18 protein-coding genes and 3 pseudogenes are annotated in these 17757 nt (G+C 64.8%); 11 read left to right on the forward strand and 10 right to left on the reverse strand.

The annotated features are described in order from the left end of the window. Positions 1–9: 9 nt before the first annotated feature. Positions 10–831 carry a transporter substrate-binding domain-containing protein gene (locus WBB07_RS29765; RefSeq protein ID WP_526313427.1) on the reverse strand — a complete coding sequence of 274 codons (822 nt, stop codon included), beginning with the start codon at positions 829–831 and terminating at the stop codon, positions 10–12. Positions 832–1006: 175 nt separating this feature from the next. Between WBB07_RS29765 and WBB07_RS29770 the strand changes: the two genes are divergently transcribed. The 3 genes from WBB07_RS29770 (at position 1007) to WBB07_RS29780 (ending at position 5097) form a co-directional block, all read left to right on the forward strand. Then, entirely contained in the window at positions 1007–1684 is a 678-nt protein-coding gene (locus tag WBB07_RS29770; protein ID WP_526313429.1) for a GntR family transcriptional regulator, read from the forward strand. Positions 1685–1792: 108 nt separating this feature from the next. Next, positions 1793–2593, forward strand: coding sequence for an SDR family NAD(P)-dependent oxidoreductase (locus WBB07_RS29775; RefSeq protein ID WP_526313431.1), 801 nt, complete (start codon positions 1793–1795; stop codon positions 2591–2593). Positions 2594–2811: 218 nt separating this feature from the next. Then, the gene (locus WBB07_RS29780; RefSeq protein WP_526313433.1) at positions 2812–5097 is read left to right on the forward strand and encodes an ATP-dependent DNA ligase; all 2286 of its coding nucleotides are present in this window, start codon (positions 2812–2814) and stop codon (positions 5095–5097) included. 146 nt (positions 5098–5243) lie between these two features. Here WBB07_RS29780 and WBB07_RS29785 read toward each other — a convergent pair whose 3' ends face one another. Both WBB07_RS29785 and WBB07_RS29790 read right to left on the reverse strand, forming a co-directional pair. Beyond that, entirely contained in the window at positions 5244–5978 is a 735-nt protein-coding gene (locus WBB07_RS29785; protein ID WP_526313435.1) for an alpha/beta fold hydrolase, read from the reverse strand. A 506-nt stretch (positions 5979–6484) separates the two neighbouring features. Then, positions 6485–7198 (reverse strand): TetR/AcrR family transcriptional regulator, encoded by a 714-nt coding sequence (locus WBB07_RS29790; protein ID WP_526313436.1) that lies wholly within the window; start codon positions 7196–7198, stop codon positions 6485–6487. 137 nt (positions 7199–7335) lie between these two features. Here WBB07_RS29790 and WBB07_RS29795 point away from each other — a divergent pair. The 3 genes and pseudogenes from WBB07_RS29795 to WBB07_RS29805 all read left to right on the forward strand — a co-directional run. Further along, positions 7336–7443, forward strand: a pseudogene (locus tag WBB07_RS29795) (MmpS family transport accessory protein); the annotation flags it as partial. A 21-nt stretch (positions 7444–7464) separates the two neighbouring features. Continuing rightward, positions 7465–7596, forward strand: a pseudogene (locus WBB07_RS29800) (hypothetical protein); the annotation flags it as partial. Next, entirely contained in the window at positions 7593–8552 is a 960-nt protein-coding gene (locus WBB07_RS29805; protein ID WP_526313438.1) for a ketopantoate reductase family protein, read from the forward strand. The pseudogene WBB07_RS29800 and the gene WBB07_RS29805, both read left to right, overlap by 4 nt. Positions 8553–8578: 26 nt before the next feature. Here the strand turns inward: WBB07_RS29805 and WBB07_RS29810 are convergent, their stop codons facing one another. The 5 genes from WBB07_RS29810 to WBB07_RS29830 all read right to left on the reverse strand — a co-directional run bounded on the left by WBB07_RS29810 (position 8579) and on the right by WBB07_RS29830 (position 12820). Further along, the gene (locus WBB07_RS29810; protein ID WP_526313440.1) at positions 8579–8707 is read right to left on the reverse strand and encodes an arylsulfatase; all 129 of its coding nucleotides are present in this window, start codon (positions 8705–8707) and stop codon (positions 8579–8581) included. Between the two features lie 140 nt (positions 8708–8847). Then, positions 8848–9465 (reverse strand): hypothetical protein, encoded by a 618-nt coding sequence (locus tag WBB07_RS29815; protein WP_526313442.1) that lies wholly within the window; start codon positions 9463–9465, stop codon positions 8848–8850. 87 nt (positions 9466–9552) lie between these two features. Then, positions 9553–10026, reverse strand: a complete 474-nt coding sequence (gene rnhA / locus WBB07_RS29820; protein ID WP_526313444.1) for a ribonuclease HI — start codon at positions 10024–10026, stop codon at positions 9553–9555. Positions 10027–10077: 51 nt separating this feature from the next. Continuing rightward, on the reverse strand, positions 10078–11949 hold the full coding sequence (locus WBB07_RS29825) for an acetate--CoA ligase (protein WP_526313446.1): 1872 nt from the start codon (positions 11947–11949) through the stop codon (positions 10078–10080). A gap of 40 nt (positions 11950–11989) precedes the next feature. Continuing rightward, positions 11990–12820: a helix-turn-helix domain-containing protein gene (locus WBB07_RS29830; protein ID WP_526313448.1), complete on the reverse strand. Its 831-nt coding sequence runs from the start codon at positions 12818–12820 to the stop codon at positions 11990–11992. Between the two features lie 101 nt (positions 12821–12921). On the opposite strand from WBB07_RS29830, the gene WBB07_RS29835 reads away from it, so the two are divergent. Beyond that, positions 12922–13908 carry an aldo/keto reductase gene (locus WBB07_RS29835; RefSeq protein ID WP_526313450.1) on the forward strand — a complete coding sequence of 329 codons (987 nt, stop codon included), beginning with the start codon at positions 12922–12924 and terminating at the stop codon, positions 13906–13908. 22 nt (positions 13909–13930) lie between these two features. Here the strand turns inward: WBB07_RS29835 and WBB07_RS29840 are convergent, their stop codons facing one another. Beyond that, positions 13931–14806: an LLM class flavin-dependent oxidoreductase gene (locus WBB07_RS29840; protein WP_526313452.1), complete on the reverse strand. Its 876-nt coding sequence runs from the start codon at positions 14804–14806 to the stop codon at positions 13931–13933. A gap of 53 nt (positions 14807–14859) precedes the next feature. Next, positions 14860–15402 carry a chorismate mutase gene (locus WBB07_RS29845; RefSeq protein WP_526313454.1) on the reverse strand — a complete coding sequence of 181 codons (543 nt, stop codon included), beginning with the start codon at positions 15400–15402 and terminating at the stop codon, positions 14860–14862. 50 nt (positions 15403–15452) lie between these two features. Between WBB07_RS29845 and WBB07_RS29850 the strand changes: the two are divergent. From WBB07_RS29850 to WBB07_RS29865, 4 genes and pseudogenes are all read left to right on the forward strand, one after another. Beyond that, positions 15453–15731 (forward strand): annotated as a pseudogene (locus WBB07_RS29850) (DNA-formamidopyrimidine glycosylase family protein); the annotation flags it as partial. 147 nt (positions 15732–15878) lie between these two features. After that, positions 15879–16352 (forward strand): zinc finger domain-containing protein, encoded by a 474-nt coding sequence (locus WBB07_RS29855; RefSeq protein WP_526313470.1) that lies wholly within the window; start codon positions 15879–15881, stop codon positions 16350–16352. A 118-nt stretch (positions 16353–16470) separates the two neighbouring features. Further along, entirely contained in the window at positions 16471–16875 is a 405-nt protein-coding gene (locus WBB07_RS29860) for a hypothetical protein (protein WP_526313456.1), read from the forward strand. A gap of 358 nt (positions 16876–17233) precedes the next feature. Next, positions 17234–17757: DUF222 domain-containing protein (locus tag WBB07_RS29865; RefSeq protein WP_526313458.1), on the forward strand; the 524-nt coding region annotated here is incomplete at its 3' end.

Raw genomic sequence — 17757 nt, forward strand, 5'->3', positions numbered from 1 at the left:
GGGGGTCGACTACTTGATCAGATCGGGAACGTCGACACCGAGCCACTGGTTGTAGGACTCGTTGGCGGCCTGGCTGATGTTGTAGTTCATGATGAAGTTGTTGAGGTAGTTCAACCAGAGTTGATCGCCCATCTTGACGCCGAACGACACCAATGATGGTGCGAGTGCGGGGGCGTCGAGGACGCGTACGGCCTCGCCCTGGCTACTACGGATATCGGCCACCACCGCAGTGCTCTCCATCAGCGCGTCGACTTTGTTGCTCCGCAACGCCTGAATCGAATCGGCGACCGCCTCGAACAAGTTGGCCCGGACCTCAGGGAATTGGGTCTCGAGGATCGTTGCGGGGACGCTGCCGCGAGTGGCCGCCACAGCTCGACCGTTGAGGTCGTCGTAGGTGTTGATGTCGCTGTCGGCGGGGACCACCACCAGCTGACCTTCCGACGCGTACGGCCTGGTGAGAGCGACGACCTGGGCACGTTCGTCGAGGTTGGTCAATGCTGCGATCACCACGTCGACCTTCTGCGTCTCCAGCATGGGGATGCGGCTGGCGTTGGTGGTGCTGACGAAGTCGACCTCGGCGCCCAGTGAATCGGCGAGCGCGCGGGCTTTGTCGATATCGAAACCCTGGTATTCACCCGAGCTGGTCATCACCGCGTACGGGGGAGCGTCGGCGAAGACGCCGATGCTGATCTTCTTCGAGTTCAGGACTTTTGTCAGGGTGCTCTCGCCGGCCGCCGTAGGACCAGCCTGCCCGGCGGAAGTGCAGCCGGTGGCGATGACGACGAGGGCGGCCGCGGTGGTCGCAAGGGCGATCCGAATGTGACGGCGCATGGTTCTCCTTGGATGTGGATGGCAGGTTCATCGGTGCGCCCGCATGTGAGTCGCCGCACGAACGCTTGAACAAATCGGAGATTATCTACAATCTGTAATCTCCGCAAGGGTGCGTGTTTCAGCACTATGCTCAAGCAACATGCGGCGAATGCCGCCGTGGAGGGAGTGACGCCGAGTGGTCGAGGCTGTGGATTCGCTGGCTGTTGCCGCGCCTGCGGTGTCCTCGAGACGCCATCAGATCGCCGACTGGCTACGCGAGCAGATCGTGAAGGGTGCATTGGCGCCCGGCGCACAGCTCAAGCAGGATGTGCTCGCGGCGCACCTGAGTGCGAGTCCAGGCCCTGTGCGAGAAGCGCTGCGGCAGCTGGAGAGTGAAGGCCTGGTCCATCACATCCCCAACCGAGGTGCGTTTGTCGCTTCAGTGAGCGCCGATGAGTTGCTCGGGGTCCTGATGCCTGTCCGTTTGGCGATCGAGTCTTTTGCGATCGAGAAGGCCAGTGCCGACCCTGAGGTCATCGCCGAACTCGAACGACTGGTCGCGATGATGACCACGGCAGCTCAGGCCAATGATCTTGATCAACTCAACGAATTGGATGTGTCTTTTCACGAGGCGATTGTGCGAAGCGCACATTCCGAGCACGCCCTTCAGCTCTGGGCAAGTGTTCAGCCGCGAATCAGGATGCAGATCCACCGGTTGGCTCAACGGCACGCGAGTCCGTTTGCTATTCCGATGGAACATCGAAGTCTGCTGGACGTCATGATTCACGCCGATGCCGCCGGAAGGGCGGCGGCACTGGACGAGCACATTGTGTCCAGTGCCCGAAATCTGCTGGCCCGTGAGGGCAACGCTTGACCTATGTCCCGTTCTCGCCGGCAAACTTGATGAGTTCGATGGGTCCCTGCGCGTTGGCAGGCCACCATGCACCCGGCAGACAACCGACACCTAGTGGAGAGTGACTACATGCCCGCAGCCCATCTGATCGTCACTGGGGCGGCCGCGGGCATCGGACGGGCCACGGCACTTCTGGGCGCCGAGAATGGCATGCGGCTGACATTGATCGACCTGCATCGCGATGCTATCGAGCCGGTTGCCCACGAAGCACGCATGCGTGGCGCGGCGGATGTGCTGTCGATCAACTGCGATGTCAGCGTCGAGGAGCAAGTTGCCGAGTCGATTGCGACCAGCTCGAACAGACTGGGCCCACCGACCGGGTTGGTCACCAGCGCTGGGATCGAAACGAACTGTCCGGCACACCAAATGAACGTCCGAGACTGGCAACACGTCATAGACGTCAATCTGACCGGTTCCTTTCTCAGCTGTAAACACACTTTGGCGGCGATGCTCGACGCCGGCGACGCCGACCTGGAGCGTTCGATAGTTTTGGTTTCGTCCCCGGCGGCCTTGGTGGGTTTCGCCGGCGGTGGTAACTCTGCTTATGCCGCCTCGAAAGGGGGCGTGTCTGCAATGACGCGAACGCTGGCGCTCGACTACGCGCGGCACGGCATTCGGGTAAACGCGGTGGTGCCGGGCAGTACGGACACAGATCTGCTCTACACCGGCAACGATGCCACGGATACCCAAGACAGGCGTCGAGCTATCGAAAGCTTTGCACGTGAGCAGATTCCGCTGCGTCGCCTCGCTGATCCCGGTGAAATTGCTCAGGCTGTTCATTGGCTGCTGTCACCGCTTTCTTCCTACGTCACCGGTTCACACCTCGTTTGTGATGGCGGCCTTATGGCCAAGAGCGCCAATAGTTTTTGATAGTCGACGCGATGTCCTCGGTCCACTCGGCGCTGGCGTAGTGGTTACGGATGATGTCATTGTTTCTGGATCGACGACGCCAGCCGGAGGGCATCCGAGGTGATGTCTGACTGACCGCGATGGGAGCCGTCGTATGTTCATCACCTACGACGAGGTGACGGTCGAACGGGTGGCTGATCAAGTGATCAGGTTGCGCCGATTGTGGGTATGTTTCCGACATGGAGCACCTTGGCCGCGTTCGGCTGACCAACGCCGACAAGGTGCTCTATCCCCAGACCGGCACCACCAAGCAGGAGATCTTCGACTACTACTGTGCCATCGCCGAGGTGATGGTGCCGCACACCGCGGGCCGGGCCACCACCCGCAAACGCTGGCCCAACGGTGTCGACGAGCCGTCGTTCTTCGAGAAACAGCTGGCGTCCTCGGCACCAGACTGGCTGTCGCGGGGCAGCGTCAAGCACGGGTCGGGCACCATCACCTACCCGATCATCGACAGTGTGGAGGCGCTGGCCTGGATCGGCCAGCAAGCGGCGCTGGAAGTCCATGTGCCGCAGTGGCGGTTTGTGAACGGAAGCGTCGGCCCGGCAACCCGGCTGGTGTTCGATCTGGACCCCGGTGACGACGTGCCGATGGCGCAGCTCTGTGAGGTGGCCCGCGCCGTACGAGACCTGATGTCCGATGTGGGGTTGACGGTGCACCCGCTGACCAGCGGCAGCAAGGGCTTGCATCTGTACGCCGCGTTCGACGATCCGGTGAGCTCGCGCGGAGCGGTGGTCCTGGCCAAAAGGGTGGCCCAGCAGTTGGAGCAGGCGATGCCGAAGACGGTGACGGCCTCGATGACCAAGAGCTTGCGCGCGGGCAAGGTGTTTGTCGACTGGAGCCAGAACAGCGGGTCGAAAACGACCATCGCCCCGTACTCGCTGCGGGGCCGTGAACATCCGACCGTGGCGGCACCGCGAACCTGGGAGGAACTCGAGGATCCCGACCTGGCCCAGTTGAGTTTCGCCGAGGTGTTGGACAGGGTCGGCCGGGACGGAGACCTGCTGGCAGACCTGGACACCGACGCGCCGGTGGCCGACCGGCTGAGCACCTACCGCAGCATGCGGGACGCAGGCAGAACCCCGGAACCGGTACCGCAGACCAAACCGGCTGCCGGCAACGACAACACCTTTGTCATCCAAGAACACCACGCCCGCCGGCTGCACTACGACTTCCGGCTGGAGCGCGGCGGGGTGCTGGTGTCGTGGGCCATTCCGAAGAACCTGCCGCAGAGTCCCGCGGTGAACCACCTTGCGGTGCACACCGAGGATCATCCGCTGGAGTACGCCACCTTCGAAGGTGGGATTCCGAAGGGGGAGTACGGCGGCGGCAATGTGATCATCTGGGACTCCGGCACTTACGAGACCGAGAAGTTCCGTGATCCCGGGGTCGACGGCGACAGTGTTGACATGGGCAGTAAGGGGCACAAAAAAGGAGAAGTGATCGTCACGCTGCACGGCAGCAAGATCACTGGCCGCTACGCCCTGATCCAGACCGGCGGGAAGAACTGGATCGCCCACCGCACCAAAGACCAACCGGCCCCGGCACCATCGGATCTGGCGCCCATGCTGGCCACCCACGGATCGGTCGAACGCCTCACCGCCGCCCAGTGGGCGTTCGAGGGAAAATGGGACGGCTATCGGTTGTTGTTCGACACCGACCACGGGTCGATGCTGCTGCGCACCCGGAGCGGGCGTGATGTCACCTCCGAGTTCCCGACGCTGGCGGCGGTCGCCGCCGAGTTCGCCGATCACCATGCCCTGTTCGACGGTGAGGTGGTCGCGTTGAATGACGGGGGAGTGCCCAGCTTTTCGGAGATGCAGAACCGGGTGCGGGCCACCCGCATCGAGTTCTGGGCGTTCGATCTGCTCTACCTCGACGGGCGGTCCTTGATGAAGGCCAAGTATCGGGACCGCAGGCGGCTGCTGGAGGCGTTGGCGCAAGACACGAACCTGATTGTCCCCGAACAGCTTCCCGGCGACGGCGCCGAGGCGTTGGAGTATTCGCGTCGCCGAAAATGGGAAGGTGTCGTCGCCAAGAAATGGGACTCCACCTATCAGCCCGGCCGCAGGTCGGCCTCCTGGATCAAAGACAAGAACTGGAACACCCAGGAGATCGTGATCGGCGGCTGGCGCCAAGGTGAAGGCGGCCGCTCCAGCGGAATCGGCGCGCTGCTGATGGGCATCCCCGGCGAGGCCGGCCTGGATTTTGTGGGTCGTGTCGGCACCGGCTTCAGCGACAAGGAGCTCGACAAACTCAAAAAGCTCTTGACGCCGCTCGAAACCGACACGTCTCCCTTCAACACCCGCCTCACCGGGGTCGATGCCCGCGGCGTCACCTATGTCGAACCCGTCCATGTCGGCGAGGTGCGATTTGGTGAGTGGACCTCCGACGGCCGGCTGCGGCACCCCAGTTGGCGGGGGCTGCGCCCGGACAAGTCGCCGGATGAGGTGCAGCGGGAATAGGGTTGTAGTAGAAGCGATGTTGTATAGCCGTCTGAGGACGTCGTAGTAGCGGGCAGTTACCTCGGAAGGCTCGCAGCGGGGCGTTTGAATCTGCAGGTCGAGCTGGTGTGTCGAAATCTAACGTATGAGTCCCGGGGCAGCCTGAGTCAGTTCAAGCGTGAACTGTGTTCGGTCGCAAAACGACGGATGAAATCATTGACCTCGTCGGGATGTTCGGCTGGCAAAGCATGTGAGGCGTTGGGCCACAGGTGATATCGCCAGTCGGGAACCACCGATCGTATGCGCGCGATACCCTTCCCCGAATTGTGAACCGTGTTCCCCGCCAGAAGAACTTGTACCGGAAGTTGGACCGAACGCAGCAGACGATCACTGGTGAAATGCAGCGCCGGCGTGCGCAAGGGTGGCCCGAAGGCGGCGAATCCAGCCACAAACAGCCCGACAAGCCTATCGACCGAACTCCCAGGTGTGGGGTTACCCGCAATCCACGCCGCAGCGCGTGCAGCTCGCGCTGAACGCGGGCGCGACAACAGGAGCGCAAGACTTCGCCAGAACTTCGCAGAGGTTCGCGCCACCGTGCTGGCCGGATCAACCAGCGTCACCGTCGCCAACCGACCGGGTACCCGCGCTGCGGTATGTACGGCGAGCCAGCCGCCATAGGAATGCCCAACCAGATGCACATCGTGCAGCCCCAGCCCTTCCAACACCGCGTCAATGCAACGCGCGGAATCTGCAGCGGTGAACATCGTTCTCGACTGAATTCCTGCTCCGGGCTGGCCCAACATATCCATCGCATAGACGGTGAAATCGCTTGTCAAGGCCGCGACTTGGTGCCACCACATGGCCGAGGTCAGAAAGAAGCCATGTATCAGTACGACGGGCATACCGCCGTCTGGCCCGTGCTGATACACCCGAACGGCGCCGAACTTCGTTGGAACATCGTGCACGACATCCGGCCGCGGACTCAATGCGCGTAACGCGTCATACGCTGCTGAATAGCGCTCTCGTGCGTCCGAGCTCTTGAACCCACCGTTTGCCAAACTCAAAGGGACCCTTTTGCTGCTGTGAGAAACCGGCACAGGTCACGCTACGGGCGGGGTAACAGACGCGGTCGACGACGGCTCACATCTTTGCAGTTCCGTGATCTGGGTTGGATGCGCTGCTCTGCTGCGAGTGCTTCGACCGGCTTTGCGCTCACTCATCAGATCGCCCCGATGATCGAGCCGCTGCCGTTCGTCGAGGCGCCGAAGGCCTACGAACGCATGATGTCCGGCCGGTGCGCTTCCGCGTTGTCCTCGACTTCACGTAGACCAGTCGCCGTCCGCCGGTCGTCTGCTGAGATCGCGCACTTCGCGTACCGCACCTCCGCCATTTGGTAATCGAAGCGCCGTCAGCGCGGTTGGGGATGCAGACCGCGGATGATGTCGACGATGTCCTCTCCAGCGGGCGGAGCGAGCGGCAGAGGAGTAGACCCGTCGGGTCGCTTGGCGAGTGCCTCGAGAAACAGCGTGAAGTAACGACGCCACAGCTCTGGTTGCGCTGTGGTGCTCAGGGAGCTGAGGACGATCGCCAAGGCCCCGATGTCTGCCGGCTCGATGTCCTCCCTGAGGGCGCCGTCGTGCTTGGCCCGGTCCAACAAGGTGGTCAAGGCCGGCGTCAAGCGGTCACGATTCGTGGTTGCGCCGAAACCGTACAGCGCCACGCCGCCCAGCAGCTCTTTGAACCCGCGGTTGGCGGTCTGCATCTGGATCATCTGCTCCAGAAACCAACCCAGGGCCGACCACGCGTCGGACTGTTGTGCCGCGTCCTCGGCCAGCGCACCTATCTCCTCGACTTGCGATTCAAAAAGTGCCTGCACGAGTTCGGCGCGTTCGGGGAACCGTCGGTAGACAGTGCCCGCACCCACCCCGGCGCGTCGAGCGATCTCGTCGTAGCTGCCGTTCAGACCGCTCTCGGCGAACACCTCGGCGGCAGCTTCCAAGACCACCTCCCGGTTGCGTGCGGCGTCGCGGCGCAGTGGCCGCGGCGCTGATTCGACCTCTGGTGCCGGGTTCCTGCCGGAATCTGTCGCGATCCCCTTTGCAGACCGTGGTGTGGGTGTCACAGCTCCAACGATATGGCAGAGAAAATGGAGAAGAGTTTCCGGTTCGTGTACGTTAAACGGAAGATGCTTTCCGGTTGGGTGTCAGGGGTTGACGGTGAGGCTGAACCGGCGAGTGCAGGCAGACGAAAGGCCCACCGATGATCGCAACGCTCAGGCGGGCGTGGATACCGCTGCTCATCGTGGCGGTGATCGCTCTGGCGGGAGCGGTGGTTCATCGCCTACATGGGCTCTTCGGCTCGGACAACGAGATCACCCGGCCGGGTGCCTTGGTGGTGCGCTCGTTCATGCTGCCCACCATCGCCGCACTGCTGGGCCGCTGGTTCTGGTGGCCGCAGAACGTACCCACCCGCCCCGCCCGCTCCGTCGGGCGCCACCTGGAACGGACACCCTCGGTATGAAGATCCTGATGTTCGGACGCGGCGTGATCGCCTCCATCTACGGCTGGGCCCTGGAGCAGGCCGGGCACGACGTGGAGTTCTATGTCCGGCCGGGCCGCGCCGCGCAGTACGGGGAAGCGATAGATCTTGATCTGATCGATGCGCGGCGGCGGGTACTGGGGACGCGCATCGTCGCGAAATGGCCGGTGCGCTACCGCGAGTCGCTGAGGCCGGATCATGACTTCGATCTGATTGTGCTGAGTGTGCCGCACCACCGGCTCCCCGAGGCTACAGAGTTCCTCGCGCCGCGGGTCAGCGGTGCCACGGTGTTGATCTTCGGGAACGTCTGGTCCGAGCCGACGACCGCACTGGGTGCCCTCCCCGTCGACCAGGTGGCTTGGGGCTTTCCGGTGGCCGGCGGCGGCTTCGGTGAGGGTGACGTGCTCTATGGAGCGATGGTCCGGTCCGTCATCTTCGGCACCTTGGGCCTGCCCCCGACCGATCGTGAACAGGCGGTGCGCAACGCATTCCGCCAGGCCGGACTTCGGATTCGGGAGCAGCCGGACTTTCGTGGCTGGCTGTGGATACATTTTGTGGCGGACGCCGGGATGTTCGTGCAGGGGCTGCGGCTGGGCTCATTGTCCAAGATGATCGGGGCAACGGGCGCCTTACGGGAAGCGTTGCTGACGACCCGTGAACTGTTGCCAATCCTCGAAGCCCGCGGCGTCGACCTCCGACAGCATCGGGGCGCAGTTCTGCCCTACCGAGCGCCGGTCCGGCTGACAGCGACCGTCATGAGCTGGTTGACCAGACACGTCCCGTTGGCGCGCCTGAGCCTGGCAGCACATTCCGATCCCGATGCAGAGGAGCCGCGTGAGGTCTGCCGGGACACCCTGACAGAAGCGCGAGGTCTGGGTGTCGCGGTGCCGCGGCTGGAGGTGGCGGAACCCGACTTCGCCCGCCACGAGAATGGCTGAGTGCCGGGCATCCTCCGGCTGCGGCGTCAATCGCGCGCCAGGATCGCGGCCAGGCGGCGTTCGAGATCAACGTATGCGTCACCGCCGACGTCGTAGACAACCTTGTGGATTTTGCCGCCGGTGAATGCGAACCCGCTCGCGTATTGCGCGGACACGGGGTCGGCGCTGTCGCGCCCGACGGCCAGACCTTAGCTTGCCGGTGAGTAGTGACCGCTCTGGGTGCGGAACTGCCCACTGTCGACTGCCGCGGCGTCGACGTGCAGGGTCATGGTGCCAAGGGTTTCGAGTTTGTCGCTCACGGAGGACTTGTCGAAGGAGACGCCGACGAGGTGTGCTCCCGGGGACGCACCGGGCAGCTGAGCCGCTGTTCTGGTGCAATTCCGAGGAAGTTGTAGACGAATTGCAGGAGAACGTCTTTGGCGAACAAGGTGTAGCCGCCGAAGCGGGACCCCTGCGAGACGATGACGCCCTGGGTGCGCGTCGTGAAATCGACGTCGGCGACGATCTTCAACGACGAACCCAGTGTCCGGGCGCCGGATGCTTCCGGAATCTTACTGGTGTTCGAGTAGTAGAGGTAGCGGCCGTCGGCCGGTGGGGCCACCTTGCACTCCAGAGCGTGAATGCCTTCCACCCCATAGTCGTTGAGGGGTAGCACATTGTTCTTCTCCGCTTCCGCCAGCCACAGATCGGTCAGCCGGCGCACCGTGTCGGGATGCTCGGCTGCGAGCGGTCCAGGGTGGGCATCTGTATCCGCCCGCCGTAGGTTGACCAGGCGGCACAGCCGGTGTCGTCGTACAGGATCACCAGAACGTTGGGCGCTCCCGCGGGGGGCCTTGCGGTCCAAGAACGCATTCCAGTCGGGCTTTGACTCGCGAATGTCCAGTGCAATCTCACCGGTGAACTTCTGCGCCATCAGAGCCTCCTCCGTCGGTGGTGCTGCCAGAGGTGGAAGTCTCCAGGGTAGAACGCCGGCGGGTGCCGCAATGCCGGATCGGCGCCGTTACCGGGCGGCGTCGATGGCCTCCTGCAGACCCCGGGTGGCCAGCACATCAGCCAACTCGTTGTCGACCACCCCGGAGTGACCCTTCACCCAAAACCACTCAACCCGATGCCGCGCGCACGCCGTCTGTAGCCGCTGCCAGAGGTCGACATTCTTCACCGGCTGCTTCGCGGCCGTCATCCAGCCGTTGCGCTCCCAGCCGGAGACCCACTTGGTGATGCCGTTGCGGACGTAGGTGCTGTCGGTGTGCAGATGCACGACAACCGGTCTGGTCAGTGCCTCCAACGCCATGATCGGCGCGGTCAACTCCATGCGGTTGTTGCTGGTGGCAGCCGGTTCGCCGCCGAACATCTCTCGGACATGCCCGCCGTGGCGCAGCACGGCTCCCCAGCCGCCGGGGCCGGGGTTGGGTCTGCATCCGCCGTCGGTGTGGATGACGACGATGTCTTCGTGACGGTCTCCCGGGTCGGTCATCCGCCGAGAATATGCGGCGAGGTGACCGCCAGGCGAACCCGCAGTCCGAGCTCAACCCTGCAGGATCGGGCGCAGCACCTCGAGCACCGAGGCATCCTCGATGGTCGACGGGACCGGTTCGTCACGTCCGGCGGCGATGCCGCGCAGCGTCTTGCGCAGGATCTTGCCCGACCGAGTCTTGGGCAGTGCCGGCACGACATCGACGAGCCGAAACGCTGCGACGGCGCCGACCTCGGCACGCACCGAGGCCACCAGATCCTCGACCAGCCCGTCGGCGGAGGCGCCCGCTTTGAGCACCACCAGGCCCCGCGGAACCTGACCCTTGATCTCGTCGGGAACGCCGATCACCGCACACTCGGCCACGGCCGGGTGGGTGGCCAGCACCTCCTCGATCGAGCCCGTCGACATCCGGTGGCCCGCAACGTTGATCACGTCATCGATGCGGCCCATCACAAACAGGTAGCCGTCGTCGTCGACAAAACCGCCGTCACCGGACAGATAGAAACCGGGATGCTCAGACAGATAAGACTTCCGGTAGCGGGCGTCATCACCCCAGATGCCCTGCAGTGTCCCCGGCGGCAACGGCAGCCGAATGCAGATGTCACCCTCGACGCCGGCCTCACAGTCTTGGCCGTCGTGCCCCAACACCCGCACGTCGTAGCCGGGCATCGGGAAGGTCGGTGACCCGGCCTTCACCGGGAACTGTTGCACCCCCATGGGATTGGCGGCAATGGGCCAGCCGGTCTCGGTCTGCCACCAGTGATCGATCACCGGGATGTCGAGCTTTTCAGCAGCCCAATGCAAGGTGTCGGGATCCAGCCGTTCGCCGGCGACAAAGAGATACTTCAGGCAGGCCCGGTCGTAGCGGGTGACGAACTCCCCGGCCGGGTCTTCCTTGCGGATCGCCCGGATGGCCGTCGGCGCGGTGAAGAGCACCTTGACCTGATGTTCGGAGACCACCCGCCAAAACGCGCCCGGGTCCGGGGTGCCCACGGGTTTGCCTTCGTAGAGCACGGTGGTGGCACCGAGAAGCAGTGGCGCATAGACGATGTAGGAGTGGCCCACCACCCAGCCGACATCGGAGGCCGCCCAGAACACCTCCCCGGGTGCGACATCGTAAACATGGCGCATCGTCCACAGCAGCGCCACCGCATGCCCACCGTTGTCCCGGACGATGCCCTTCGGTTTGCCGGTTGTGCCGGAGGTGTAGAGCACATACAGCGGGGCAGTGGCGGCCACCGGAACGGGGTCGACGGGTTCGGCGGACGCCATCAGCTCGGCGTAATCCAGATCGCGGCCCTCGATGAGCTCGCAGCGGTGATGATCACGCTGAACCACCACACAGTGCTGCGGAGGGAACTCCGACCGCTCGATGGCGGCGTCGATCATCGGTTTGTACTCGACGGTGCGGGTGGGTTCGATCCCGCACGACGCGGTGACCACGACGGTCGGGCGCGCGTCATCGATCCGGATCGCCAACTCGTGCGGGGCGAAGCCGCCGAACACCACCGAGTGCACCGCACCCAACCGGGCGCAGGCCAGCATGGTGATCACCGCCTCGGGGATCATCGGCAGATACACCACCACCCGGTCGCCCTCGCCGACACCGAGGCCGCGCAACACACCAGCGAAACGTGCAGTCTCATCCAGTAGTTCGGCGTAGGTGTAGGTGCGCTGCGAGCCCGTCACCGGGGAGTCGTAGATCAGCGCCGGCTGGTCGCCGCGGCCATCGGCGACATGGCGGTCCAGCGCATTGGCGCAGGTGTTCAGCTCCCCGTCGGGGAACCACCGGTAGTGAGGCGGATCGGTGTCGTCGAGAATGCGCTGCGGCGCCCGCGTCCAGGTGACGGCTTCGGCTGCCTGCGCCCAGAATCCTGCAGGGTCAGCGATGCTGGCTTCGAACAGATCGGCGTATCGGCCCATCCCGAAACCGTAGCGTGTCGCCGTCGGCCGGTGGAGGTGCTCAGCGCGGGGAGTCGCCCACCACTTTGAGCAGTCGCAGATCGTCGAGTGCCGACGATCCGGCCGGCGGGGTGAGCAGCACCAGAGTCTGGCTGTCGTCGGTGGCCAACACCTCACAATCCAGGTGGAGCTCGCCGACCCTGGTCTGAAACGTCTTCTGCTGCCTGCGCCGTACCGCCACTTCGTGGCGTGCCCACAGCTCGGCGAACTCGACGCTGTGTTCCAGCAGGTTGTCGACGAGCTCGGTCATGTCGGCGTCGTGACGGCGGCGGGCCCACGCCGCCCGCAGATCTGCCACCATGACTTGGCTGTGCTCGTCGCGCAGTTCGGGCGGCGCCTGGTCCCGGCCGTGCGGGTCGGTGAACCACTGCCAGGCGATGCTGGAGCGGAAACCGAGGTCTGCGGGGACCAGATCACCCATGAGCAGCCGGGCCAGATCGTTCTGGGCAAGCATCACGTAGGTGTCCGAGCAGACGAACGCGGCGGCGTCGCGCAGCTGGTCGAGGACAAACAACAGGGCGGGTCGCACGTGTAGCGACGGACCCGTCCGGTCCGGCACGGCGTGACCGGCCAGCCGATACAGATGGGCGGTCTCGTCATCGGTGAGCCGTAACGCTCGCGCCAGCGCCCGCAACATCTGCGGGGATGGCTGGGTGCTGCGGGCCTGCTCCAGCCGGCCGTAGTAGTCCACCGACATCCCGGTCAGCTGCGCCACTTCCTCGCGGCGCAGGCCTGCCGTGCGGCGGCGGGATCGTTCGGGAAGACCCACCTCCGCCGGGCGAATCGCCTCCCGGCGGCGGCGCAGGAACCCGGCCAGCTCGTCGCGATCCATCAGCCCATTGTCGCCGCGCCGGGAACTTGCAGGCAGGGACTGCCGGTCCCTGGCTCCACGCGTCCTTTTTACGACCGCCGGATCGGCCGACACTGGCCGACATGTTGACCAAGAACCTCGGAACCCTGACCACCTCCGCGCTCGGTCTGGGATGCATGGCCATGTCCGGCGCCTACGGCGCGGCGGACCGCGACGAGAGCGTCGCCACCGTGCACGCCGCGCTCGATGCCGGAATCGCCCTGCTGGACACCGGAGATTTCTACCGGTCGGGCCACAACGAACTGCTCCTGGCAGAGGCGTTGCGTTCGGTACCCCGCGAGAGTTACCAGCTCAGCGTGAAGTTCGGGGCTCAGGTCGCGCCGGACGGTTCCTTCGTCGGTGTCGACAACCGGCCCAGCGCGGTCAAGTCCGCGTTGGCCTATTCACTGCAGCGGCTCGGTACCGATCACGTCGACGTCTACCGACCGGCCCGGCTGGACCCGGCGGTTCCCGTCGAGGACACCATCGGCGCCCTCGGTGAGCTGGTCGACGCCGGGTATGTGCGCCACATCGGGCTGTCGGAAGTCGGCTCGGAGACCATCCGGCGGGCGGCCGCCGTCCGGCCCATCAGCGACCTACAGATCGAGTACTCGCTGGTCGATCGTGGCATCGAACGCGGCATCCTTGACACCTGCCGCGACCTCGGGATCGGCATCACCGCCTACGGTGTGTTGTCCCGCGGCCTGATCAGCGGGCACTGGACAAAAACCAGTGGGGGACAAGGTGATTACCGGCTCGGCGGGCCGCGGTTCTCCGGAACGAACCTGGACCGCAACCTGGCCGTGGTCGACACGCTGCGCGGCGTCGCCGAGGAACTGGGGATCACCGTGGCACAGGCAGCGATCGCCTGGGTGGGCTCTCGCGGCGGCGACATCGTGCCGCTCGTGGGCGCCAAGACCCGGGTGCGGTTGACCGAGGCCTTGGGTGCCGGCGCCGTCGTCCTCACCGCGGATCAGCTGGCGCTGCTGGAACAGGCCGTGCCGGGAGGACGGCTGGCCGGCGATCGTTATCCGGCGGCGCAGATGGCGATGCTGGACTCGGAGCGCTGAGTATCAGGCCTGTCCGGACCTGTCAGGCTTTGGCAATCACGTTCTCGGCGAACCACTCCAGGTTGCGGATCTTGGCGTCCAACGGCTCGGTGTCGGGGCCCTTGATGTAGGGGATCCGGAAGCCGACGATGACATCGGTGACGCCTTTGTCCTCGAGCCGCTTCACGCCGTCGAGGGTGAATCCGTCGATGGAGATGACGTGGATCTCGAACTCCTCGGCCTTACCGATCCGCTCTTCCTCCTGGCGGAACTTCGCGAGCTTGGCCAGCAGCGGATCCAGTTCCGCGGGGTCCCCACCGCCGTGCATCCAGCCGTCGTTACGGGCGGCGCGGCGCAGCGCGGCATCGGCGTGCCCACCGACCAGGATCGGCACCGGCTTTGTCGGCGCCGGTGTCATCTTGGTGCTGGGGATGTCGTAGAACTCCCCGTGGTATTCGAAGTAGTCCCCGGAGGTCAGGCCACGGATGACATCGATGCACTCGTCCATCCGCTTACCTCGCCGGGCGAACGGGACTCCCATGATCTCGTAGTCCTCGGGCCACGGGCTGGTGCCGACACCCAGACCGAGCCGGTTGTCGAACATGGCGGCCAGTGAGCCGGCCTGTTTGGCCACCAGTGCCGGCGGGCGGATCGGCAGCTTGAGCACAAAGATGTTGAAGTGCAGTTTGGTGGTCACTGCGGACAGTGCGCCGATGAGCGAGAACGATTCGATGAACGACTTGCCGTCGAGAAACTCGCGGTTCCCGTCCTCGGTGTAGGGATACTTCGAGTCCGACACCTCGGGGTAGGCGATGCTGTCCGGGATGGTCATCGCGTGATAGCCGGCCTCGTCGGCGGCTTTGGCCAACGGGATGTAGTACTTCGGGTCGGTCATGGCTTCCGCATAGGTGAACCGCATGACGACAGACTAGAACACGTTCTAATCTTTGTATGCGAAAAGCCGGTCCGGGGTCAGCCGCAATACGATGCGGTCGCCGTCGCCAACGCTTCCTGGTACAGCGGATCCAGCGCCCGAACGCCGATCACCGCAGCCTCGGCGCTGTCGAGTGCCGCCGCGCAGGACGGGCTCTGCAGCGTATCGCGTTGCAGCGCAATCTCGTTCACCATGGTCCGGTTGAAGCCGTCGATAGCGGTGCGGGAGGTGGCCAGGTCGGGGGCCACACCCGGCGCCGCACCTGGATCAAGTTTCCACTGACCGAAGCGCATGAACTGCACTCCCTCGGTGGCATTGATCTGGTCGGCGAAGATCTGCCGAACATATTCGGGGTCGAGCTGTTGGGACGTCGCATCGGCACCCACCCCGTCGAGGATCTGGGTGACACGCGCCGGATCGTTGATCGGGCCACCGTTGATCCACTTGAACGCCGCCACCGGGTCGGCAGTCAACAACCGCTGGGCGGCGGTGTCGACGAGGGTGTAGAGCGGGCTCGGATCCTCGGCCGCGGCTGTCGGAGTGCCCACATAGGCACCCGCCAGCAGTGCCGAAACAGTCATGGAAGCCGCGATGTATGAGGTGCGCACGGATCCATCTTTGCCGATAACAGATGACACGGTGCGGAGACGGTCGGCAGACTGGACAGGTGCCTGAACTTCCTGAGGTCGAAGCGCTGGCCGACCACTTACGCCGCCATGCGGTCGGTCTGACGATCGGACGTGTCGACGTATCGGCATTCTCGGTGCTCAAGACCTTCGACCCCCCGATCACCGCGCTCTACGGGGAGACCGTGACCGGGGCAAGTCGCTGGGGCAAGTACCTCGGTCTGCAGGCCGGTGAGCTGACCCTCATCACCCATCTCTCGCGGGCGGGCTGGCTGCGCTGGTCGGACAAACTGGCCGCCGCGCCACTGAAACCGGGGAAGGGGCCGATCGCGCTGCGGGTGCACCTGGGTACACCGGGCGAGGCGCCCGGATTCGACCTCACCGAGGCAGGCACCCAGAAGCGCTTGGCGGCGTGGCTGGTCGACGATCCCATGAAGGTGCCCGGTATCGCTGGATTGGGCCCGGATGCACTATCCCTGGGGATCGCGGACCTGGCCGAAGTGTTGCGTGGCAACACCGGGCGGATCAAAAGCGTCATCACCGACCAAAAGGTGATCTCCGGAATCGGCAACGCCTACAGCGACGAAATCCTGCACGTGGCGAAGCTGTCCCCATTTGCCACTGCGGGCAAGCTCTCCGAAGCCCAGCTCGCCGCGCTGTACGAGGCGATGAGCACCGTGCTCACCGATGCCGTGACGCGATCTGTCGGTCAGCAGGCGGCGACACTCAAGGGTGAGAAGCGATCTGGGCTGCGGGTGCACGCCCGCACTGGATTGCCCTGCCCGGTGTGCGGAGACACCGTGCGAGAGGTGTCGTTCGCGGACAAGTCCTTTCAGTACTGCGCTACCTGCCAGACCGGCGGCAGAATACTGGCCGACAGGCGAATGTCGAAGCTCTTGAAGTAGTTTCGTTGTCAAGATTCACACTGGTCACACCGCTGGAACCGATTCGGGAGCGATTTTGGGGGTTTAAGCTCGCAGCGCCGGTGGTAGCCCCACTGACATGATGGTGAAATTCTCGAAGATGACTCCCGCATTGTTTGCAGGTGCCGCCGTCGTGGCGTTCGCCTTCGCCCCTGGCGCGATGGCCGAGCCCGTGCCGCCGCCGCCACCGCCTTGTGTCAACGCTGACGGAACCCCGTGCGCCGACCTCGGCACCGCCGGTCCCGGTGGGGCCGCGGGCAGTATTCCGTACGGCCCGGAGGGCCAGGCCGGTCCCGGCGGTGCCAGCGGCAGCATTCCGTATGGACCCGGCGGCGAAGCCGGTCCCGGGGGCGCCAGCGGCGCGATTCCGAACGGACCTGGAGGAACCGCCGGTCCCGGAGGTGCCGCCGGCGCTATCCCGTACGGCCCCAGCGGAGCGGCCGGTCCCGGCGGAGCCTCGGGCTGCATCCCCAACGTCGGCTGTGCCACCATCCCGGCCCCCTAACTGACGGGCTGAGCACACAATGCGACGCACGATCTGATGATCGTGCGTCGCATTGCGCCGTCATGAAGGGTGTTGCGCCTCCCGCTTGGAGGCGAGTGTGCTGAGTCGTCAATTCTGGTGCGGTAGTTGCCGATGCTGTTGAGGATTTGGTCGGGTCCATACGTATCCGCCACATCACGCGCGTCACCGACATCACCCACGTCGCCCGCATCACCGACATCACCCACGTCGCCCGCATCACCGACATCACCGACATCACCTACATCACCCCACGTCGCCCACATCGAGGAAATCGTCACCGACAACGGTGCCTTTCTGAGGCCCGTTTTTTGTCGGACCTGTCTGCTTTGATGGGGGTATGTCTTCCGCTGCAACATCTTTGGCTGACGCTGGGAATTGTCCCGGTGAGCGGTTGGAGGTGTTGTTCGACGAGTTGGCGGAGTTGACCGGACAGCGCAATGCGCTCGACGGCCAGATCGTGGACATCATCGCCGAAATCGACCGCGATGGACTGTGGGGTGGCACCGGCGCCCGGACGGTGGCGGGGTTGGTGGCCTGGAAGCTCGGGGTGTCCTCGACCACCGCCAAAACACTGACCGCTGTGGCGCGGCGGCGCGAGGAGTTCCCCCGCTGTACGGCCAGCATGCGGGAAGGTCGGGTATCGCTGGATCAGGTTGGTGTCATCGCCGAACACGCCGGCACCGGCTCGGATGCCCACTATGCCGAACTGGCGGTCAGTGCCACCGTCAACCAATTACGCACCGCCCTCAAAATGGAACCCCGCCCCCAACCCCAACCAGACGCCGACCCTGCAGCTGAACCCGGACCCGACGCCGACGCCGATCCTGCAGCTGAGCCTCAATCTGGTCCGCAATCGCAACC

It is taken from the genome of Mycobacterium sp. (genome assembly GCF_049647605.1).
GTDB lineage: Bacteria > Actinomycetota > Actinomycetes > Mycobacteriales > Mycobacteriaceae > Mycobacterium.